The 19131-nt window shown below is 63.8% G+C and carries 23 protein-coding genes; 22 read left to right on the plus strand and 1 reads right to left on the minus strand.

Translation table 11 applies throughout. The features are described 5' to 3' along the window. The first annotated feature begins 86 nt into the window (after nt 1-86). The 14 genes from GR702_RS08205 to GR702_RS08265 all read left to right on the plus strand — a co-directional run bounded on the left by GR702_RS08205 (nt 87) and on the right by GR702_RS08265 (nt 13192). Nucleotides 87-308 carry a hypothetical protein gene (locus GR702_RS08205; protein ID WP_048575825.1) on the plus strand — a complete coding sequence of 74 codons (222 nt, stop codon included), beginning with the start codon at nt 87-89 and terminating at the stop codon, nt 306-308. A gap of 63 nt (nt 309-371) precedes the next feature. After that, on the plus strand, nt 372-647 hold the full coding sequence (locus tag GR702_RS08210) for a hypothetical protein (RefSeq protein ID WP_048575824.1): 276 nt from the start codon (nt 372-374) through the stop codon (nt 645-647). After that, the gene (locus GR702_RS08215) at nt 644-916 is read left to right on the plus strand and encodes a hypothetical protein (protein WP_048575823.1); all 273 of its coding nucleotides are present in this window, start codon (nt 644-646) and stop codon (nt 914-916) included. The genes GR702_RS08210 and GR702_RS08215 overlap by 4 nt, the downstream gene beginning before the upstream one ends. Before the next feature lie 64 nt (nt 917-980). Further along, complete coding sequence (locus GR702_RS08220; protein WP_048575822.1) at nt 981-1460, plus strand: hypothetical protein; 480 nt, start codon at nt 981-983, stop codon at nt 1458-1460. A gap of 20 nt (nt 1461-1480) precedes the next feature. Then, nucleotides 1481-2719 (plus strand): hypothetical protein, encoded by a 1239-nt coding sequence (locus GR702_RS08225; protein ID WP_048575821.1) that lies wholly within the window; start codon nt 1481-1483, stop codon nt 2717-2719. Nucleotides 2720-2834: 115 nt separating this feature from the next. After that, the gene (locus GR702_RS08230) at nt 2835-3161 is read left to right on the plus strand and encodes a hypothetical protein (RefSeq protein WP_048575820.1); all 327 of its coding nucleotides are present in this window, start codon (nt 2835-2837) and stop codon (nt 3159-3161) included. Nucleotides 3162-3339: 178 nt separating this feature from the next. Beyond that, nucleotides 3340-8496 carry a helicase-related protein gene (locus tag GR702_RS08235; RefSeq protein WP_160985493.1) on the plus strand — a complete coding sequence of 1719 codons (5157 nt, stop codon included), beginning with the start codon at nt 3340-3342 and terminating at the stop codon, nt 8494-8496. Nucleotides 8497-8558: 62 nt separating this feature from the next. Next, nucleotides 8559-8840, plus strand: a complete 282-nt coding sequence (locus GR702_RS08240) for a type II toxin-antitoxin system ParD family antitoxin (RefSeq protein WP_048575818.1) — start codon at nt 8559-8561, stop codon at nt 8838-8840. Continuing rightward, nucleotides 8837-9133: a type II toxin-antitoxin system RelE/ParE family toxin gene (locus GR702_RS08245; protein WP_048575817.1), complete on the plus strand. Its 297-nt coding sequence runs from the start codon at nt 8837-8839 to the stop codon at nt 9131-9133. The genes GR702_RS08240 and GR702_RS08245 overlap by 4 nt, the downstream gene beginning before the upstream one ends. A 291-nt stretch (nt 9134-9424) precedes the next feature. Further along, nucleotides 9425-10645, plus strand: a complete 1221-nt coding sequence (locus tag GR702_RS08250; protein WP_048575816.1) for a helix-turn-helix domain-containing protein — start codon at nt 9425-9427, stop codon at nt 10643-10645. Between the two features lie 163 nt (nt 10646-10808). Continuing rightward, nucleotides 10809-11039 (plus strand): hypothetical protein, encoded by a 231-nt coding sequence (locus tag GR702_RS22660; protein ID WP_337192553.1) that lies wholly within the window; start codon nt 10809-10811, stop codon nt 11037-11039. Nucleotides 11040-11106: 67 nt separating this feature from the next. Further along, the gene (locus GR702_RS08255) at nt 11107-11922 is read left to right on the plus strand and encodes a deazapurine DNA modification protein DpdA family protein (protein ID WP_337192554.1); all 816 of its coding nucleotides are present in this window, start codon (nt 11107-11109) and stop codon (nt 11920-11922) included. 98 nt (nt 11923-12020) lie between these two features. Continuing rightward, nucleotides 12021-12602, plus strand: a complete 582-nt coding sequence (locus tag GR702_RS08260) for a hypothetical protein (protein ID WP_048575815.1) — start codon at nt 12021-12023, stop codon at nt 12600-12602. A gap of 2 nt (nt 12603-12604) precedes the next feature. After that, nucleotides 12605-13192 carry an RES family NAD+ phosphorylase gene (locus tag GR702_RS08265; protein ID WP_237449625.1) on the plus strand — a complete coding sequence of 196 codons (588 nt, stop codon included), beginning with the start codon at nt 12605-12607 and terminating at the stop codon, nt 13190-13192. 96 nt (nt 13193-13288) lie between these two features. Here GR702_RS08265 and GR702_RS08270 read toward each other — a convergent pair whose 3' ends face one another. After that, complete coding sequence (locus tag GR702_RS08270) at nt 13289-13786, minus strand: Ros/MucR family transcriptional regulator (protein ID WP_048575813.1); 498 nt, start codon at nt 13784-13786, stop codon at nt 13289-13291. A 225-nt stretch (nt 13787-14011) separates the two neighbouring features. Here GR702_RS08270 and GR702_RS08275 point away from each other — a divergent pair, with 225 nt between their 5' ends. The 8 genes from GR702_RS08275 to GR702_RS08310 all read left to right on the plus strand — a co-directional run bounded on the left by GR702_RS08275 (nt 14012) and on the right by GR702_RS08310 (nt 19015). Further along, complete coding sequence (locus GR702_RS08275; RefSeq protein WP_048575812.1) at nt 14012-14530, plus strand: hypothetical protein; 519 nt, start codon at nt 14012-14014, stop codon at nt 14528-14530. A gap of 73 nt (nt 14531-14603) precedes the next feature. After that, nucleotides 14604-15140, plus strand: coding sequence for a hypothetical protein (locus tag GR702_RS08280; RefSeq protein WP_048575811.1), 537 nt, complete (start codon nt 14604-14606; stop codon nt 15138-15140). A gap of 97 nt (nt 15141-15237) precedes the next feature. Further along, complete coding sequence (locus GR702_RS08285; RefSeq protein ID WP_048575810.1) at nt 15238-15885, plus strand: hypothetical protein; 648 nt, start codon at nt 15238-15240, stop codon at nt 15883-15885. Nucleotides 15886-15896: 11 nt separating this feature from the next. Next, a complete protein-coding gene (locus GR702_RS08290) occupies nt 15897-16577 on the plus strand; it encodes a metallophosphoesterase (protein WP_048575809.1) in 681 nt (226 codons plus the stop codon). Between the two features lie 216 nt (nt 16578-16793). Continuing rightward, nucleotides 16794-17255, plus strand: coding sequence for a hypothetical protein (locus GR702_RS08295; RefSeq protein WP_048575808.1), 462 nt, complete (start codon nt 16794-16796; stop codon nt 17253-17255). Nucleotides 17256-17399: 144 nt separating this feature from the next. Beyond that, a complete protein-coding gene (locus GR702_RS08300) occupies nt 17400-18053 on the plus strand; it encodes a hypothetical protein (RefSeq protein WP_160985494.1) in 654 nt (217 codons plus the stop codon). A 5-nt stretch (nt 18054-18058) separates the two neighbouring features. Next, the gene (locus GR702_RS08305; RefSeq protein WP_237449626.1) at nt 18059-18523 is read left to right on the plus strand and encodes a hypothetical protein; all 465 of its coding nucleotides are present in this window, start codon (nt 18059-18061) and stop codon (nt 18521-18523) included. A gap of 27 nt (nt 18524-18550) precedes the next feature. Next, the gene (locus GR702_RS08310; protein ID WP_237449627.1) at nt 18551-19015 is read left to right on the plus strand and encodes a hypothetical protein; all 465 of its coding nucleotides are present in this window, start codon (nt 18551-18553) and stop codon (nt 19013-19015) included. Nucleotides 19016-19131 lie beyond the last annotated feature (116 nt).

Here is a 19131-nt window from a genome sequence, read left to right on the forward strand (position 1 = left end):
GCATCGGTGCCGCCGCTTTTTACCCCCGAGATGGCGCACTCACGGGTCGCGTTGACACCGCTGAGCGAGACTAAAGGAGAACAAATATGCCTCAATTTGAAGTCCAGGTGATCGCGCGGCTGTGGGTCAATCAACGTATCGTGATCAACGCACCAAATGCGGAAATTGCGGCGCAACAGGCAATCGAGACGGCCCGGGAAAGCCCCGCTGCTTGGGAGGTTCCCGGCGCGAAAGATTTCACCGAGATACTGATCGACCCGGAAGAACTGACTGATTTCGACACGGACGAAATCACGGTTGAAGGATAGCGGCTAGCTCCGCCCAAGTAGTCCCACCCGTCCCTGTTTCTCTCTTTTGGAAGGATAGTGTGCATGACGCCTATTACTGACGATAACTGGACACTCCACTATACGATTGGCCGCGTTCTCGCCGCCAAGGTCAAACCCGGCGATGTGGTTCACATGCCGGGCGGGGGCGGCGACCTGATCGTGCTCGGCGGAAGAGCGCCGCTGCGCGCCAACGACCGCGGCAGCATCATCGTCCGCTATGCCCTCGCCGGGGATAGTGACAGGTTCGAGACGCGTCCCGGCGCGGTTGGGATGGTCTGGATCAGCGCCGCCGGTGGCTGGTCGGAGCTACCGGCATGAAACCGCACCATGTCCATGTCTACACGACGATCCGGGTCAAGGTCGCGGTGACCGCGGAAGATCATGCGGACGCCATGCGGCAAGCGGCAGCGATCGTCGGGACAGGGATTTTCCCTGTTCGTCTCCTTCCCAACGCTGCGGCGGTGCTCGACGCGCAGCCAGCCGAAGAGATCACCAGCTTTCTGGTGGACGAAGCGGACGATCCGGAGTTCGAGAACAGCTGCTTCTACGATGCGGAATACCGCAGTCGCGAGGACTGCCCAACATGACCGAATGAAGGGGAGGAGGAAGGGAAAGGCGCTCCGTTTGGTGGAGCGGTCTGGAGCATCCCCCATGAAAATCGAACTACGGCGCATCTCCTACAATGCCGCGCTCTCGCAGGAAACCGCCGCTTTTGCAGCCGAGGTCTGGATCGACGGCGAGCTTGCCTTCCACGCACGCAACCAGGGAACGGGCGGGGCGGACTTCTATCGTCAGGTCGGCCGATGGACCGAAGCTGAAGTCAATGCCTGGCTGACGGCCAATAGACTCCCGCGCAGCCTTGGCGACGACCTCGCTTGCGATCATGATCTTGAGATCGAGGTGAGCGACCTTCTGATGCGCGCCGTCGAAGGCAAACGCCTCAAACGCCTTCTCCGCACCAATCTGATCGCGATCGAACGCGATCAGATCCTGCAATATCCGCTCCGCAAGCGGCCACTGGCGATCGTCACCCGCGCCGTGCGCGCCACCAATCCCGATGCCGTCATTGTCAACGACGCCGGCGACGATGTGTTCGCGCGCGCCCTGGACGTGCTGCTCGCCAGCCGCTGACAGCCCGGATCGGAACGCCGATGACCAACGACTTCGATCCCGCCGATGCGGGATGCTGGATGGCGCAAGGCCGTCCGGCCCACCACGCGCATGCGCTCGCCGACGCTTGGCGCCGCTTTCCCGACCTGCCGAACGACGCGCCCCTGGACGAGCGCATGGCGCGTGCCCGCGAGCGTGTTCAGGCGCTTCGCCCGCTCAACGAAGCGATCGGACTGGAGACCGAACGCCAGCGCCAATTCGCGAACTTCGCCTGCATCGAACGCCAGATTGCCGAGGGCAGCACCGACAGCCGCAATGCCTTCATCCTCCATGCCCGCGACGTTCGTGGTTATGATTGGGACGCCTCTTACGCCTATGCTGACGGTCGCTATGCTGCGGAGGCTGGATGGGAATCGCGTCCACCGTCACCATGCCGCGCGGGGGAACAGGACGTCCGCCGACCCGCCTACCACCAGGGCTTTCTGGATGGCGGCGGTCAGCCCGACGACATCTTCGATGCCGCGCGGCGGTCCTTGGCGGTCACCCCATCCGAGATCGCGCACCCTGAAAACCCGCGCGCCGCCCGGCCGCTTCCCAGCCAATGGCCAGGCCCGACCGATACCCCGGCGCCCGTGTCATGGCATCGCCGCCTGCTGCTGCTCGGCGCTTCGGAGCGCGAGACAGGCGCGATCGGCATCCTCGCGATGCTGAGCGAACGGCCCGGACATGAGGCTGCGGCCCAATATGTCATCAGCGCCGAAACCGGGCTGCATCCGCTATCCGGCTTGTCGGCCCCGCCACCCGGCGATGGCGCCGCGCTCCGCCAGATCCTGCGCCAGGGCGACTATACGGACATCCTGATCGTCGCCGACGATGCGGAACTCGACCGGCTCGATGCCGATGCCGATATCCTGCCGCTCGCGCGAACGATGGAGCGGACCCGCAATTCGGTGCTCCAGCAGCGCGCGCAGTTTCGCCTCTGGCTCGCCCGGGGCCGCGCGCCCGGCGACCAGTTCGCCGCCGGCCATATCCGGTGGTCCAAAATGGCGGCCGGGCTGTCGGGACGCCTCGGGGATTTCACCGCGCGCTATGCCGGTCCGGCGCGACCTCGCGGCCACCGCATCGTGATCGAGGATGCGAGCGGCGATCTCGCCCATGGCTATCGCACGCCGTTCGGCGAGAAACTCCATCCCGAGATCGTGATCGGCAACAAGGCGCATGCCCGAACCGCGATGGCCGACCTGCTGCGGCAATATGCGGCTTCGCTTCGCCTGGGCTGATCCCGCATTTCCGGCCCGGCGGGACATAAACGCAGATGCCGCCTTTCGAGCAGACGCGTCATGGATGGGAAGGGGGAGGAGGATTGGCGGTATTTTCGACGAAGGACTTCCGCCAATGAACTCTGCCCTTGCCAACGAGCTTGACGCCCGAGCCGCCGAAGGCCGGCATCCGGTCACTCTCAGCCAAATCAAGCAGCAGTTGCGCGATCTGGGATACGCGCTCGATCGCACCCTCGACTGCCGCTCAATCGCCCGCATCATGACGGGGCCCCGCGCCGGACAAACCTACCCCAGTCTCTCGACGGGGATCAAGGAAGCGGACACCGGACGTAGCGCTTTCCACGTCGATGCCCGCCGCGACACCAAATTCCGGATGCTTCAAAAGCTTCGGTTTGAGGTCGGCCTCTATACCGTCCTCAAAGGGGCGATCCTGGACCTCTGATCGAAACCGCCCGGCCTCCCATCGATCACGCAGCGCCAGGGGCAGTCAGCCAAATCATTGCCAACCGCGCACGTAACAAGCCCGCTTGAGCCGCCGCTCGGCGTGAGGCCGCAGCCCCCCTGACATCCGACCGGGCCGCCACGCCGCGCCCGCAAGACCACCGAAAAGGAAGCATTCCATGCGAAACAGTGCATCCGCGCTGGCTCTCCAGCTGTGCCTCGACTTCGACCAGCCGGTCGCGCCCGCCAAGCCAGCCGCCCCCGTCGATCCGGAGCCGACGCTCTTTTCGGCAACCATCGTCGACACCGCCCGGCCGCCAGTCGAGGCAGCTATTGATTTCTCCCTATCGGCGGGGCGGACCCTGGCGTCCTCATGGAAGGAACGCGCACGCGACAATGTCGAGGCGATCCGGCTGCTGAACCTGCTCGACCGCGAAGGACGGTCCGCATCACCGGCCGAGCAGCAGGCGATTTCCAGGTTCATCGGCTTCGGCGCGTCGGAACTTGCCAACAACATGTTCGCCCGCCGCGGGAAAGAATATCGCGAGGGCTGGGAGGAACTAGGGCAGGCCCTGGTCGCCGAGACGACCGATGTCGAACTCCAGTCTCTCAAACGCGCGACGCAATATGCGCATTACACCCCCGAATACATCATCCGCGCCATGTGGGACGCTGCCCGGACCCTCGGCTTTACCGGTGGGCAGGTTCTGGAACCGGGGTGCGGCAGCGGCCTCTTCATGGGGCTCCGGCCGGATGCATTGTCGCAGGACACGCTGTTCGTGGGCATCGAGAACGATCCCGTCACCGCTCGCGTCGCAAAAGCGCTCTATCCCAATCAGGTCATCCGCTGCGTCGATTTCGACAAGGCGCCCCTGCCCGCCGACTTCGACCTCGCGATCGGCAATCCGCCCTTCTCGAACCTCACCATCCAGAACCGGACCGAACTCGGTAAGCTCGGCCTGTCGCTTCACGACTATTTCATCGCCAAATCGCTCGAGCATCTACGGCCCGGCGGCATCGCCCTGTTTGTGACATCGCGCTATTCGCTCGACAAGAGCGATCCCAAAGCCCGCCACCATATCGACGGCATTGCCGATTTCCTCGGCGCGGTGCGCCTTCCGGGCAAGGCCATGCGGCAAGAGGCGGGCACGGACGTCGTCGTCGATATCCTGCTTTTCCAGAAACACACCCCCGATGCCCTTCCACGCACGCAGAACTGCATCGAGCTGGCCGAGATCCCCGACAGCGACGAAGGTTTCGGGCCGCTGCGGATCAACCGCTATTTCCTCGACCATCCCGATCATGTGCTGGGGCGTCACGAATGGCGCAGCGGCCAGTTCGGCATGGACTATAATTGCGCGGCCGACCCCGACGCAGACCTCCCGGTCGTCCTCGCGGCCACCTTGTCCGCGATCGCATCGAAGCACGCGGGCGCCTGCAAGCCGCTCGAGCGCACCACATCCCTGCGCGACATGCCAAGCGCCACCCTGGATGTGCAAGTCGGCACCGCCGCGGACGAAGCCGAGTTCAAGGAAGGCAGCTATCTGGTTTCCGGCGGTGTCCTCCACCAGATCATAAATGGCACCCCGACCGTGGTCGGCGTCAAATCCGGCCGCGGCGGCGCTGGTCTGTTTCCCAAGCACGCGGCTATCATCAAGGCCCTCATCCCGATCCGCGATACGGTCCGCGCGATCCTGCGCGCGCAGTTGGGCGACCGGCCCTATGATGCCCTTCAGCAGGCGCTGTTCACCCACTACCGGCAGTTCGCGAAAAAATACGGTCCGATCAACCGCCCCATCACCAGCATCCGCACCGATCCGGAGACAGGGGCCGAGAAGGAGTATCAGCGCCGCCCTAACCTTCAGCCCTTCCTCGATGACCCCGACGTCTGGCTGGTCGCTTCGATCGAGACCTATGACGAGGCGAGCGACACGGGCACGCCCGGTCCGATCTTCACCGAATGCGTCGTCAAGCCGCCGGTAACCCATGAAATCCATTCGGCGCAGGATGCCCTGGCGCTATCGCTCCATGACCGCGGCCGCGTCGATTTGCCCCTGATCGCTCAGATGCTCGGCGTTACCGAAACCGAGGCGCTCACCGATCTTGCGGGGGACATCTATCTCGACCCCGTCCGCAGCACACCGCATTTCGATCACTGGGTCACGGCCGACGAGGTCCTTTCCGGGCCGGTTCGCACCAAGCTCGCCCTCGCGCGCGAGAAAGCCGGGACCGATCCGCGATTTTCTGCTGTCGCCACCGCGCTCGAAGCGGTCCAGCCGGTCGATCTGAAGCCCAGCGAGATCACCGCGCGTCTCGGCGCGCCCTGGATTCCGGTCGATGTCATCGAGGCGTTCATCCTCGAAATCATGGAGGTCGAGACCCGGATCCTCCATACGGTGGAGCTGGCGAGCTGGACGGTCGACAAGGCCCCGTTCGCCGGGCACGTCAGTTCCTCCTCGACCTGGGGCACAGCCCGCCGGAGCGCGGCGGACCTGCTCGAAGACGCGCTGAACTCCCACATTCCCAAGATCTACGACGTCCACCGCGACGCCGACGGTTCGGAACGCCGCGAGCTCAACGTCGTCGACACCGAAGCGGCCAAAGAGAAGCTGGCGAAGATCAAGTCGACCTTCGAGACCTGGGTCTGGCAGGAGAGCGAACGCGCCGATCGGTTGGTCCGCATCTACAACGATGCCTACAACAATCTCGTGCCCCGGAGCTTCAGCGGCCAGCACCTGAAGCTGCCGGGCGCGTCGACGACGATCCGCATGCGCGATCACCAGAAGCGCGTCGTCTGGCGGATCATCGCGTCGGGCTCGACCTATGTGGCCCATAGCGTCGGCGCGGGCAAAACCTTCAGCCTCTGCGCCGCAGTGATGGAGCAGCGGCGTCTCGGCCTCGCCAACAAACCGATGATCACGGTGCCCAACCATTGCCTCGCGCAGATCGCGCGCGAGTTCCTGATGCTCTATCCCACCGCGCGCATCCTGGTCGCCGACGACACGAACTTCGTGAAGGAGAAGCGGCAGCGGTTCCTGGCGCGCGCGACCACGGGCAATTGGGATGCGATCATCATCACGCATGATGCGTTCAAGTTCGTGCCCACGCCGTCATCTTTCGAGAAGCAGCTGATCGAGCACCAGCTCGACAGCTACGAGGTGCTGATCACCGGCATCGACAGCCAGGACCGCGTGTCGCGCAAACGCGTCGAACGCCTGAAAGAAGGACTGAAGCAAAGGCTGGAGAATCTCCAGTCCCGCAAGGATGACCTCGTCCATATTGGCGAGATCGGCATCGACCAGATCGTCGTCGACGAGGCCCAGCAGTTCCGCAAGCTGACCTTCGCCACCAATCTCGGCGACCTGAAGGGCGTCGACCCGGTCGGCTCGCAGCGTGCCTGGGACCTGTTCGTGAAGAGCCGTTATCTCGCCGGGACCAATCCCGGACGCGAACTGATCCTGTCATCGGGCACGCCCATCACCAACACGCTGGGCGAGATGTATACGCTGCAGCGCTTCATGCAACCCGACGAGCTTCACGCCAAGGGCCTGCACGAATTCGACGCCTGGGCGTCTGCCTTCGGAGACACCCGCACCGAACTCGAACTCCAGCCGAGCGGCAGCTACAAGCCCGTCACCCGCTTCTGCGAGTTCGTCAACGTCGCCGACCTGATGGCGATGTATCGCAGCGTCGCCGATGTCGTCTTGAAGGATGATCTGCGCCAGTACGTCAAGCTCCCCACCATCAGGGGCGGCAAACGGCAGATCGTCGTCGCGAAATCCGGCGCGCCGTTCAAAGCCTATCAGCGGGTGCTCGCCAAACGCATCCAGGCCATCGAGACCCGCGGCGGCCGGCCGCAAAAGGGCGACGACATCCTGCTGTCGGTGATTACCGATGGCCGCCACTCGGCGATCGACCTGCGGTTCGTCGACGCGGATGTCGGCAACGAGGAGGGCAACAAGCTCAATCTCCTGATCGAGAATGCTTATCGTATCTGGGAAGAGACGGCCGACTATCGCTACATCGATCCGGAAACCGGCAAGCCGTATCCGCTCTCAGGCGCGGTGCAGATGATCTTCTCCGATCTCGGCACCGAGGCCGCGCTCGAAACGCGCGGCTTCTCCGCCTATGTCTGGATCCGCGATCGGCTTGTCGCGATGGGCGTGCCGGCCGAGCAGATCGCCTTCATGCAGCATTACAAGAAGAACAGCGCCAAACAGCGCCTGTTCAACGATCTCAACCAGGGGCGCAAGCGGTTCGTTCTGGGATCGACCGCGACCATGGGCACCGGCGTCAACGCGCAGCAGCGCCTGAAAGCCCTGCATCATCTCGACGTTCCCTGGCTGCCATCCGATATCGAGCAGCGGGAAGGGCGCATCGAGCGCCAGGGCAACCAGAATGACGAGATCGAGCTTTACGGCTACGCCACCAGCGGCTCGATGGACGCGACCAACTGGCAGATGCTCGAGCGCAAGGCCCGCTTCATCAACATGGCCATGTCGGGTGACCGCTCGATCCGGCGGATCGAGGACGTCAGCTCCAACGTCAATCAGTTCGCGCTGGCCAAGGCTCTCGCGTCGGGCGACGACCGCCTGATGAAGAAGGCCGGGCTCGATGCCGAGGTCGCACGGCTCCTGCGCCTGCGCGATGCCCATGTCGACGACCAGTATAATATCCGCAGGACCATCACGCGAACGACGCGCGAGATCGAGGACTGCCACAAGCAGATCGCCAGGCTCGAGGCCGATCTTGCACATCGTGTTCCCACGAAGGTGGATGAGATCCTCTTCGATTGCGACGGCACGATGATGACCGATCGCAAGGCTGCCGGCGAACGTCTCCTCGGATATGCGCACCGGATGCGGAAAGGTCGCGCCGAGGCGCGCTGGACGCTCGGCACCTTCAACGGCATCGGCCTGGAACTCTCGGGCTACGAGGCCCTCGACCCCGATGGACGGCGCTACCTCTGCACCGTGATCGCGATGCAGCATCACGGCGAGCACGCCGACTTCGAGGTGACCGAGAAGACGCGGCCGAGCACGGTGATCGGCCGGATCGAGTCCTCCATCCGCGATCTCGACACGGATCTCGCCGTCGTCAGGGCCAGTCTCGAAGCCAACGAACGGCGTCTTCCCGCCTTCGAGGCTCGCTTGGGGCAAGCATTTCCCGACGCCGCCCTGCTCGACGAAAAACTCAACGAACTCGCCGAGCTCGAGGCCGAGCTGGCGAGCACCAAGGGCGAGTTCAACGCGGACAATGACGGTGACGCGCCGCTGCCCCCGCTTTTGGACGGCGCAGGCACGCCGGTGCCACAAGAAGCCGCCGTTGCTGCCTGATGCTCACATCGGTCTGGCTATCAATGGCAATTTGTGCCATTATGACCTCAGGAGATATGTCAATGGCGTCCATGAATGTTTCATTGCCCGATCCGATGCGCGATTATGTCCAGAAGCGCATCGACAAGGGGCACTATGCAAGTGTCAGTGACTATGTGCGCGATCTAATCCGTCGTGACCAGGCGGACACGGAGAATGAACAGCGCTGGCTGAGCTCGCTTGATGCTTCAGTCGAGGAAGCGGTAGAGGAACTGGAGAGCGGCGGCGGCCGTGAGCTCGGGGCCTTCTGTCGGGAGCTCACCTCCGAAATCGAAGCTCAAGGCCACCAGACCCCGCTTCAATGATTGTCATACTGGCGTCGGCCGCCCAGCGCGATCTACGCGCGATCGGCCGCTACATCGCGCAGGATAATCCCTTGCGCGCAGTCTCCTTCATCGCAGAGCTCGAGAGCGCCGCACAGGGCCTTGCCGAGATGCCACAGGGCTTTCCGCTGGTTCCGCGTTACGAACGATACGGTATCAGACGCAGGTCCTATCGCGGCTATGCTTTACTCTATCGTGTCGCAGGCGATCGGATAGGTGTCGTCCGAATCCTTGGACCAGGACAGGACATCGACCGGGCCTTGAACCTACTTTGAGATGAGCGGCGCGCACGAAGCGCCCGTGCTGTCTGCTGTCAATGCTGCGGTTTGTCGGCATGAAACATTATGCAGCCACCCCCAACGGACGGCGCCGAGCGCGGTATCATCAATAGGCTCCAGTCGTCCTGGCGACTGCGGAGCATATTGACACACAGGTTCACGCGCCTGGTCTTCGGCGCATGGGAAGGGGAGAGGGGAGAGAGCAGGCGAGGCCTGTTCAAATGGACCGCAGACCATCACGACCGCGGTTGCTCCAGGGCAGGCGCTCCTAGCACCGGAGTCCTTCCCATGACCATCCCAAGATCCGCGCCATGGACGGCGCAGGAAATCGTTACGCTGCGTGCCTGTTATCCTGCCGAAGGACACAGCGTCGCGCAGCGGCTTCCGGGCCGAAGCGTCCATGCCTTGCAGGTCAAGGCTCACAAGCTCGGCCTGAAGACAGCCCATAGAAATCCCGCGCCGAGGCCGCGCCTTGGCGGTGAGAACCTCGACGAAGCCATCCGGCTGCGTGAGGTCGAGAACTGGTCGTTCAGCGCGATCGGCACACATTTCGGTATCTGCGAAGCCAGCGCCTGCAACGCGGTGACGATCGCCCTTTGTGTCCGGCGCGGATACCGTCCGGCAGAGCGCGATCAGCATGGGCGCCTGACGGCTGAGGGTATCGAGCGACTGCGCTATGCGTTGAAGAAGGGTTACAAGGGCATCGACATTCAGTTGCGTCTTGGCGTCTCGGCCGCCTGCGTTTCCGAGCAGCGCCGGCGATATAATCGTGAACTGCTCGCACGCGGCAAGGCCGCGCTGCCCCCGCCGGGCGGCGGCGAGGCTTACAGCGGCGTCAAACTGTCGCCGGCAAAGCGCAGGCAGGTCGAGGAGCTGTTCCTGCAGGGGCTCGGCACACAGAAGATCGCCGAGCGCACCGGCGTGTCGAAGACGAGCTGCACCAGGATCAGGGGCCGCCTTATCCGAAGTCTGCGCCGCAAAGGGGAGTCGCTTCCTGGATGCGATAGCTGCGGGGTCCGTCATGTGCATGCTGAAAGCGCGCGTTTCGTAACCGATGAACAGAAAGACCTTCTGCGCGCGATGCTCCTCGATCGGGTGCCCGTCCAGCGAGCCGCGCGCGAACTCGCGATTGGCGCCTCGACAGCCTATCGGCTTCGTGACGCCTTCGCCGCCGAACTGGCGGGCGAAGGCCGGGCCCTGCCGCCTCCAAGGCGTCCTGGCCGGGTTCGCCACGCGCCCATGCGCAATTCCTGCTGGCCTCCGGCTTCGCCTCAGGAGATCTACGCGTTCCGGCGCCTCCTCGGCTGTATGGGGTTCGCTGAGGCGAAAGCACATTGGCAGGACACGCGGCGAGAGGAGGCAAGGATAGCACGAGAAGCGGCCGCGACGCACAAGCTTACTTTCGAGGAGCAGCTTGCCAAGGTCGCGTCCGGCGAACTGCGCATCACACGCGGCTTCGTTCGCAACCATCTCGAGCCGCGGCTTCCCGCACAAGCCGTCGACGCGTGATCGCGCGCGGCACCGGCGCGCTGGGGCGGCCGGAATCTCCTGGCATGATCGATCCCGGGCAACCGCCGGTCGCCCAGCCTCTGGCGGCGACGGCCTGACCGAAGAGGAGAGGGAGGGTTTGAGGCGGGCGTGCTGATGCGCCCGGACGGCAGGAACTGGCCTCATGCCCTATGACATCCCCTCTCGCTTCCAGCAGCCGCCCGCCGGCTTGTCCCAGGCGGACCGATCACCGGTGTACTCTTCGAACGTTGCCCCTCGGTTGGCCGCGGGCACCCCCATCGAGATCATCGTCGGCCTTCCCGGCCTGTCGGAGGGGCCCTTGCTCGCCCGCGCGCGCGTTGCAGCTTCCCGTCCTCATCTCCGCGAACAGCCTGTCACGCTGGCGGCAATGTGACGGCGGGCGTGAATGGGCCGGTTGGCGGTTGAGGCAGCTTGCCAACGCCCATGGCCTCGCTTCGATCATGCTCGATTCCGCCGGATTCGTCCTCGCATCAAGATATCGAGGCCTCCCATGGACCGTCGAGGATTATGTCGAAGGGCTGGCGGCCGCCTACCCCTGGCGGCTCTGGGCAAGCCTCGATCATTGCGTCGAACCCGAGATCGCGCGCGACCGTGAAGAAGTGCTCGATCGGATCGCGCGCACTGTTCGCCTCAACATCGAATGCCATGCCCGCGCACTCGACGCCGGTATCGTCTCGAATTTCATGCCAGTTTTGCAAGGCCGCCGACCAGGCGATTATGTGCGCTGTCTCGATGGCATCGCCCATATCCTGCGTCCGGGACAAACGGTTGCGATCGGATCGACCTGTCGGCGCGCCGTGCACGGGGAGGATGGCCTTCTCGCCGTGTTCGAAACACTCGACCGCCATCTCGATTCCACGCACCCGCTCCACGGTTTCGGGATCAAAGGCCCGGCTCTTAGTCATTTGCGCGCTTTCGAACATCGCAAGATCACGGTCGACAGCAGCGCATTCTCCTATGCGGCGCGTATGTCCGCGCTGTTCGACGGACACGCCAAGACCAACCACTTCGTCGCCGACCACATGGAACGCTGGACCGAACGGCAATATGCCCGGCTCGCGCGTCCTCGGAACGGGTTTCAATCGTCATTGCCGCTGCCGTTGCCTGCGGAACCCCTTCCGACAGGCTGGGAAGCCGCCGTTGCCGCCGCGCGAGAGGAGATTCGGGCGCTCGTGATGGACGGCGAAATTTCCCACGATCAAATTACCGACGCCTGGATCGCCGAGTGGGCGGCCGATTTGCTGGGGACCGCTTGACCGACCGCTCCGCACCAAAGTGAAGCGTCAGACAGAATGCTGGTTGAATTGGTCGCGATAATCCGCTAAATGTAACTCATTAAACTAGGAGTGCCCCCATGTCCCGTCCCGCCAGCACCGCAACCGTCGATGTCGATAGCATCCTGCGCGACCGGATAATGGCGAGCGCCGACCGCATCATCAAGATGATGCCGCCCGCCGCCAAGGCGGCCGCGATCGGCAGCGTCGATGTTGCGGCGCTCGTCTTCAATATCGCGCGCGGAATCCCATCGGTCGAAACCGATGATCCCGACAAAGCGGAGGACATCACACGGGCAATCGCCTTCAAGCGCCGGCTGATCGACGAAGCGGGCGGCGCGTTCGACGCCGAGGCGGTGCGCAAGCTTCTCGGCCACAAGACCGTGCAAGCCGTCTACAAGGCCGCCCGCGATCGCCGCCTGCTGATGGTCGAAGACAATGGCGCCAAGCTGTTTCCGGCATTCCAGTTCGACGGCGACACCATCCGTCCTGCAATGTCGCGCATTCTTGCCGCCGCGCCCGGCGCCGGCGGATGGGCCGTGCTGCAATATCTGGTGAGCGGCGATGGAGGTCTGGGCGACGCGCGGCCGATCGACCTGATCAAGGGCAATGAGGCGGACGTCGATCGCGTCATACGCTTCGCCGGTACGCTCGACGACTGACGATGGTCGCTCGCGCTACTATGCCGGTGGCGACCATCGCCGCCGGGCAAACGCTCCACCGCGTGCACGGCGCATCCGTTCCCGCGCGCTGGTATGGGCGCAAGGACGCGACATGGCGCTGGGACGACCCTCAAGGGCGCTACGGCGTCCTCTATCTCGGCAAGAGCTTGACCGGTCCATTTACCGAGAGCCTGCTGCGGACACCAGGCGACCGGGACGTCCTATGGGACCGCGTCCAGCAGAAGCGCGCCGCCGCCTTCGTCACCACGCGAACGCTCCGCCTCGCAAAGCTGCATGGCCCTGGCCTCGCCTGGTTCCAAACGACGGCCGCGGGCGTTTCGGCGGACTTCGATCCCGCAATCCATCGGGATGCCTATGCCACGACGCAGACGATCTCCGCGTTCGTCTACGCTGACACCGCGCTTGACGGCATCCAGTACCGTTCACGCTTCGATACCGATCAGCTTTGTGTCGCATTGTTCGAACGCGCCGATTCCGCGATTGACCTGGTCAGCGAAAACCTGCCGATCGGCAAGGACTGGACCCGGAAGATACTGAAGCCGAGAGGCTACGAATTGATTGAGCTATAGAGTCCCGTTTCAACTTCGAAGGCGCCTCCCAGGCGCTGACCTATCCGAGGCGTCGTCACCACCGGGGCGCGAAGAGCGGCGCCCTGCGGCTTCATGCTATGCTGACTGCTCTGCCTCGGTCGGCTTCTTGCGCGGTCGCCGGGTTGTCGGCGTTTTCTTCGCCTTAGGGGCCGGAGCGGTTTCCACCGTCCTTGGCTTACGACCAAGCCCGATTTTCTTGGCGAGCGACCGGCGCTGTTCGGCGTAATTGGGAGCAACCATCGGGTAATCGGAAGGCAAATTCCACTTGGTCCGATAGTCGGCAGGGCTCATCTGATAGTGTGTCATCAGATGCCGCTTGAGCATCTTCAACTTCTTGCCGTCTTCGAGACATACGATGTAATCGGGCTTGACCGAAGCACGGATCGAAACCGCCGGTTCAGGTTTGATGTCCGGCAGCACTGCCGGCTCCCGAAGACTGTTCAGCGCACCGTGAATATTCTGGATCAACACGGGTAAGTCACCAACGGCGACGCTGTTGTTCGAGACATGCGCGGCCACGATATCGGCGGTAAGCGTTATGAGTATTTCTGCCGTATCGACCTTCTCTGTCATGTCGTTCTTCCTTGTCGTGAGGAATAATGCGGCTGCGAAGACGGACACCCGATAGCAAGTCGTTGCGGGCACGGCCAGAGCTTCCATGCGCCCCACTTGCCGGGCCAGTGACCCGGCTTGCCGCCGGACGGGCTACGCATCCGAAAATGGCCGACCGCCGTCGCCGCGACGGGCCGGAGGAGAGAAGGGGGTGGTTGATGGTGATCCAATAGGGAGGCTATAGCCATGACCGCCGTTCACATGATCGCGCCCGACCGTCGTCGGCACGCAGAGCCGATTTTCGTATCCGGCTCGCTTTCCATCCGGCAACTTCCCCAGGCAGTGAAGGCTCGCCTCGGCAAGATTGTCGACGACGGCGTCCCGGTGCTGGTCGGCGATGCCCGCGGCGTCGATACGGCCGTGCAGCTCTATCTTTCGGATTGGAACGTCGACGCGGTGACCGTGTTCTGCACCGGATCCACGCCCCGGAACAATATCGGAGGCTGGCCGGTCACGCGCGTAAAGTCCGATGCGCGTCCGGGCACACGCGAGTGGCATAGCGCGAAAGACCGCGAAATGTCGCTCCTCGCAGGCGCCGGTCTCGTGATCTGGGATGGCACAAGCAAGGGCAGCGGCTTCAATATTCGACGACTGTCCGATCGCGGCTGTCCGGTCATCATCTATCTTCATCCCGCCGGTCGCTTCGTGCAGCTGAGCACCGACGCCGAGCGAAATGCCTTCTTCTCTCGCTACCTCCCGGGCTGATGGGGCTCCGATCAATAGAAGCCGACCACCTTCATCGCTGTCGCCTCAACACGATAGACCAGGATTCAAACCCATGATCTTCTACACCGCCGTCGAACCCGGCACGCTTCACACCAGGATAGTGGGAACCCAAGCCGATGCCCGCGCCATCAACCGGGAGTTCACCCAGATCGATATCCCGATCGGAAAGCCGGAGCTGATGGCTTGGGCGAACGACATGCAGCGTCAGATCGACGAATTGCGCGACGCTCTCGGCCGTGCCGCGGCTGATGAGCCGAGCGGGACTAGCGCAGAGACCCTCGAACCCGCGCCGCTCCCACACCGGACGACTTCCAGCGATGACCGGCCGATGGAAACGGCCCCGATACGCGCTGAATCGCCAACGGAGATCATGGCACTGGACGCGGCGCGGCTCGCTCCGATCGTCGAACAGGCGGTCGAGCGCGTCGGCGAATTGGGCCAAACCGCGTTCGAGGCGATCGACGCCTACCAGGCCCGGGACGGTGTCGGTGGCTCTTTCAGCCGCGGCGTCCATATCCTGTCGGTGCTCTGCGCCAGCGAGCATCAATTGACCCGGCTGCTATTCCGGGCGCGCGCAAAAAGAACCTGATCCTCGGCCGCGGTGCTGCCGCGACGCCCGACTGGGGAGGAGGGGGAAGGATTGAGGCGGGTGTGTTGATGCGCCCGGACCTCAGGAGCCTGACCCCATGTCGTACGACATTGCCTTTCGCTTTCAGCAGGCGCTCGATCCCTCGGCGCTGATCACGCTGCCGACCGCCTTGCACGCCCTCAATGCCGCGATCACGGATTGCCGCAACGCCGGGCGGCCTCACGAAAGCGATCCCGCCGTAATTCTGCTTGCACGTCACCTCGGCGACATCGCCTCTCGGATCGAGCGTCCCAATGTCGAACTGCGGCGCGCCTGCATGGATGCCATTGCCGATCTCAGGCGCAAGCCCGCGCTCATCGCGCTGGCTCACAAAGGCGTTGCCTATGACGAGGCCGCCAAGAAGCTGTTCCACTCGGACGCGCGCAAGGCGCTCCGCCGGTTGGCCGACGCGCTTCGCCTGCCCGAAGACAGCTTCGATATTCGTTCGGTGCAAGGAGGAATCTCGGTGTCGGGCGAGATCATTCTGCACGGCGAACAGATATACGTCCAGATCAGCCTCGGCTGTATGGGGCGCGGCCGCGAGATCATGTTCCGCCGTGTCACCGGCCGCAAGGACTATTGCGGCGATCGCAACCATTGGGGGGACATCGCTGACCTGATGGCGCCCGACACCCTGGCACGACGCATCCGCCGCGAACTTCATCTTTCCGAACCTGACACACCGCCCTCGCGGCTCGTCGCCTGAGGAGCTGCGTCATGGAAATCATTGCTGCCCACGCGTGCGTCCTCGCGCGCCCGAAATCCGTGTCACGGGGGCGTCTCTTCGTCTGCGGTGATATTCACGGCTGCTACGATGAATTGATGCAGCAGCTCCGGCTTGTTGGCTTCGACACGGGACGCGATCGGCTGGTTGCCCTCGGTGACCTCGTCGACCGCGGCCCCAAAAGCGCTGAGGTCCTGGCGCTGCTCACAGAACCCTGGTTCACCAGCATTCGCGGCAATCACGAGGAGCTGATGATCCAGGCCGTCAACGGCGATCCCACCATGCACATCATCAACGGCGGGATCTGGCTTGCCCATCTGCCTGCCGACGAAAGGAATCGTCTCGCCGCCTTGGCGATGGCGCTTCCGGTCGCGCTTACCGTGATCTCACCCTCGGGCCGCAAGATCGGCTTCGTCCACGCCGACGTGCCGGGCGACGATTGGGACGCGTTCATCGAACGTCTCGACTGCCCCCAGGTGCAGGAATACGCCATGTGGACGCGCGATCGCGTGCGAACCGCGAAACGTAACCTCCCCCTGCCGCCGATCCGCAACGTCGATCATGTCTATTTCGGCCACACGCCGCTCGCCGAGTCCGTCACCGCCGCGAACATGAGCTGGATCGATACCGGATGCTTCGCCACCGGCAGGCTGACGCTGGAAGAAATCGCATAACCGTCCTTGTCGAACCCGGCCCCCGCTCGATGGGGCGGGCCGCAAGGTGATGTCCCGCAATGTCGCGGACCGCAACGACCATGTTAGCGGCTCGTACGCGGGCACCGGTCCACGCGCTTGCCCGACCTGCGAGGCGCGCTGAGCGCATCCACCGCGAACTTCCCTTTTCGAACCCGACACCCCGCCCACGCGACTGGCCGCCTGAGGAGCAGCATTATGGAAATCATCGTCACCCGTTCCCGCATCGCGGGGACGCTACCGCACTATGTCTATCGCGCGCTGGTGCCCGCCGACAAGCTATCGTCCCACCGGCGGGCACTTGCCGGTACGGTTGCCGGTCCAACGATCGCCGGTCGTATCCCATGCGTCCGCATCGGCCCGCTGCTTGCGCCCGAACGCTATTTCGAGATGGCCCATCACCTGCGAAGCGGGCTTGCCCCGCGCATAGGCGCGCTTGCTCGCCGCATCGAGACGCTGGTGATCCGAACCAGCTTTCCCGAGATGACCGCCGCGTCCACGCCGATCGTGTTCCAGCTCGACACCGATCCCGGCGATGCCTGCATCTGGACCAATATCGACGACCTGACCGCCGCGTTCGATCGTCTCGAACCCCGGTCCGACCTTCTTACCGTCGCCGATCTCGGACTTCGGCAGGACGACGGCCGGCGCGCCGCCTGATCGCCGCCACCTGACATTCGTCATCGCCATTGGAGACCCATGATGGATATTTATGTCGTCACAACATTCCATTTCTCGCAAACGCCGGCGTCCATCAGCTATCACGCCAGCGAACGAGAGGCGTGCATCGCCGCGGCAGAGCGCGTGAACGCGTTTCGCGCCGATCTCGATCCCGTATCCCTGTCGCTGGTCGATGGGGACTGCTGGCAGCTTGGGTTGGCCGCGGCGCAGTTGGTCCAGCTCGCGGTGTTCGGCCTCAATGTCACCGACGTCGATGTCAGCAAGCTTGCCGATGCCTCCGGATTCGATGTCCGGCTCGAAAAGTCCGAACTTCAGGGCATGACCACCCTGGCGCTCGACGACCGCGAGCGGTCGACCGTTCTTGCGGCGCTTCGCGGATACCAGCGGCACCACTGTCCGTCCGATCTTGCCGATACCGGCAGCAACCTCGGCCGTCACAAATCGCTATCCCCGGATGCAATCGATGATCTCTGCACGCGGATCAATTGCGACACCCCGTTCCCGGTCGAAGCCAATATCGTCGTCACGCTCGACGGCGGTCTTGTCCAGGGTATCGCCGCCGACCGGCCTATCACGGTTCGCGTGGTCGACTACGACGTCGAGGGCGCCGATTCCGGTGACCTCGTCATGATTCCCCGAGACCAGGGTGAACCGGTTCCCGCATCCGTCAGCGGTTGGGCGGTGGACAGCGTCTGTATCGATCCGGAATGGATCGCCAACGTCGACGCGGCCTGCGCTTCGGAAAGTCGGGCGACCGCGCTGATGGCAGGAGCATGACCGCCATGAACCGCATCCGCAGGGTCGAGAACTTCGACCGCTATGAGATCCTCGCCCATCCTCTTCCCAGCCGCGAAGATCGCGTCTTCCATCCCGGCGACACAGAAACCTCGCGCGCTTCGATCACCTACGCATCACACGATGTTCGGATCGCCCGACCCACGGGTATCGGCAGCAAAGGCCGGGTCGCCATACTGATGCATCATGGAGGCGGGCGACACGTGCTCGAATTCAACGAGACCGCCCTGCCGATCGCCACCGCGCTCCTGGCCCTGCCGGAAAGGCAGCAATATGCCCTCGCATATGCGATCTTCGAGCAAGCCGATGAGTGCGCCGGCGGCGCCCGTGCGGCGGAGGCGGAGCGATGGGCCGATGCGTTTCTCGATGGCCGGATCCGCAAGCGCCGTAGCGGCGGCAGGCGCTACGCCCAAATAGAAACGCCGGATGAAAAGGCCTGTCGCCGCTCCTGATCTCGCTGCGGGTTTCCGCCGGAACAAATGATCGCCTGGTCGCCGCCAGGCGAGCTCCCAGACCATCACAGCAACCTAGGGGACATTCGCATGGATCACCAACCTTCACCGGCGAGCATCACCCAATTGCCCGTCATGACCAGCGCCGATGCCGAGAACGTCGGCTTTGCCATCTTCAACCATGTCCCGACGTTGCCGATCGACATTCCCGACGGGGGCTTCACGGTGAGCGCGAAAACGAGCGAGGGGCTGCGCGTCACCTTCTATTTCGGTCCTTACCGCACCGGCGGACCGCCACGCTGCATCGACATTTGCTACCACGATGCGAGCATGACCGTGCCCGATGGCGGAGGTTCACCAGTCCCGGTGTTCGACATGTTTACGATCGCGGAGGAAGGCCGCCACCCCTACGACAGCCGCAAATCCGATGTGTCCGAAAAACCGTCGATCGCGGTCGTGCTACTCGACAAGCCCGAGAGAGCGGGCGGCTGATCGTGCCGAACATGGCCCGCCTATCGGCCGCCACACTTACGGAATGACCCCGATTTTCCGGAATTTCCGGTGCGAATGGTCGGGAGCACCGGATCGTATCGCCCGCGCCGCGGGCT

This window comes from Novosphingobium silvae, assembly GCF_009856825.1.
In the GTDB taxonomy this organism is placed as follows: domain Bacteria; phylum Pseudomonadota; class Alphaproteobacteria; order Sphingomonadales; family Sphingomonadaceae; genus Novosphingobium; species Novosphingobium silvae.

What these genes read in the sequence shown, in the direction of transcription:
- GR702_RS08205 (WP_048575825.1), top strand. Translation starts at nt 87, where the DNA reads ATGCCTCAATTTGAAGTCCAGGTGATCGCGCGGCTGTGGGTCAATCAA.
- GR702_RS08210 (WP_048575824.1), top strand. Translation starts at nt 372, where the DNA reads ATGACGCCTATTACTGACGATAACTGGACACTCCACTATACGATTGGC.
- GR702_RS08215 (WP_048575823.1), top strand. Translation starts at nt 644, where the DNA reads ATGAAACCGCACCATGTCCATGTCTACACGACGATCCGGGTCAAGGTC.
- GR702_RS08220 (WP_048575822.1), top strand. Translation starts at nt 981, where the DNA reads ATGAAAATCGAACTACGGCGCATCTCCTACAATGCCGCGCTCTCGCAG.
- GR702_RS08225 (WP_048575821.1), top strand. Translation starts at nt 1,481, where the DNA reads ATGACCAACGACTTCGATCCCGCCGATGCGGGATGCTGGATGGCGCAA.
- GR702_RS08230 (WP_048575820.1), top strand. Translation starts at nt 2,835, where the DNA reads ATGAACTCTGCCCTTGCCAACGAGCTTGACGCCCGAGCCGCCGAAGGC.
- GR702_RS08235 (WP_160985493.1), top strand. Translation starts at nt 3,340, where the DNA reads ATGCGAAACAGTGCATCCGCGCTGGCTCTCCAGCTGTGCCTCGACTTC.
- GR702_RS08240 (WP_048575818.1), top strand. Translation starts at nt 8,559, where the DNA reads ATGGCGTCCATGAATGTTTCATTGCCCGATCCGATGCGCGATTATGTC.
- GR702_RS08245 (WP_048575817.1), top strand. Translation starts at nt 8,837, where the DNA reads ATGATTGTCATACTGGCGTCGGCCGCCCAGCGCGATCTACGCGCGATC.
- GR702_RS08250 (WP_048575816.1), top strand. Translation starts at nt 9,425, where the DNA reads ATGACCATCCCAAGATCCGCGCCATGGACGGCGCAGGAAATCGTTACG.
- GR702_RS22660 (WP_337192553.1), top strand. Translation starts at nt 10,809, where the DNA reads ATGCCCTATGACATCCCCTCTCGCTTCCAGCAGCCGCCCGCCGGCTTG.
- GR702_RS08255 (WP_337192554.1), top strand. Translation starts at nt 11,107, where the DNA reads ATGCTCGATTCCGCCGGATTCGTCCTCGCATCAAGATATCGAGGCCTC.
- GR702_RS08260 (WP_048575815.1), top strand. Translation starts at nt 12,021, where the DNA reads ATGTCCCGTCCCGCCAGCACCGCAACCGTCGATGTCGATAGCATCCTG.
- GR702_RS08265 (WP_237449625.1), top strand. Translation starts at nt 12,605, where the DNA reads ATGGTCGCTCGCGCTACTATGCCGGTGGCGACCATCGCCGCCGGGCAA.
- GR702_RS08270 (WP_048575813.1), bottom strand. Translation starts at nt 13,786, where the DNA reads ATGACAGAGAAGGTCGATACGGCAGAAATACTCATAACGCTTACCGCC.
- GR702_RS08275 (WP_048575812.1), top strand. Translation starts at nt 14,012, where the DNA reads ATGACCGCCGTTCACATGATCGCGCCCGACCGTCGTCGGCACGCAGAG.
- GR702_RS08280 (WP_048575811.1), top strand. Translation starts at nt 14,604, where the DNA reads ATGATCTTCTACACCGCCGTCGAACCCGGCACGCTTCACACCAGGATA.
- GR702_RS08285 (WP_048575810.1), top strand. Translation starts at nt 15,238, where the DNA reads ATGTCGTACGACATTGCCTTTCGCTTTCAGCAGGCGCTCGATCCCTCG.
- GR702_RS08290 (WP_048575809.1), top strand. Translation starts at nt 15,897, where the DNA reads ATGGAAATCATTGCTGCCCACGCGTGCGTCCTCGCGCGCCCGAAATCC.
- GR702_RS08295 (WP_048575808.1), top strand. Translation starts at nt 16,794, where the DNA reads ATGGAAATCATCGTCACCCGTTCCCGCATCGCGGGGACGCTACCGCAC.
- GR702_RS08305 (WP_237449626.1), top strand. Translation starts at nt 18,059, where the DNA reads ATGAACCGCATCCGCAGGGTCGAGAACTTCGACCGCTATGAGATCCTC.
- GR702_RS08310 (WP_237449627.1), top strand. Translation starts at nt 18,551, where the DNA reads ATGATCGCCTGGTCGCCGCCAGGCGAGCTCCCAGACCATCACAGCAAC.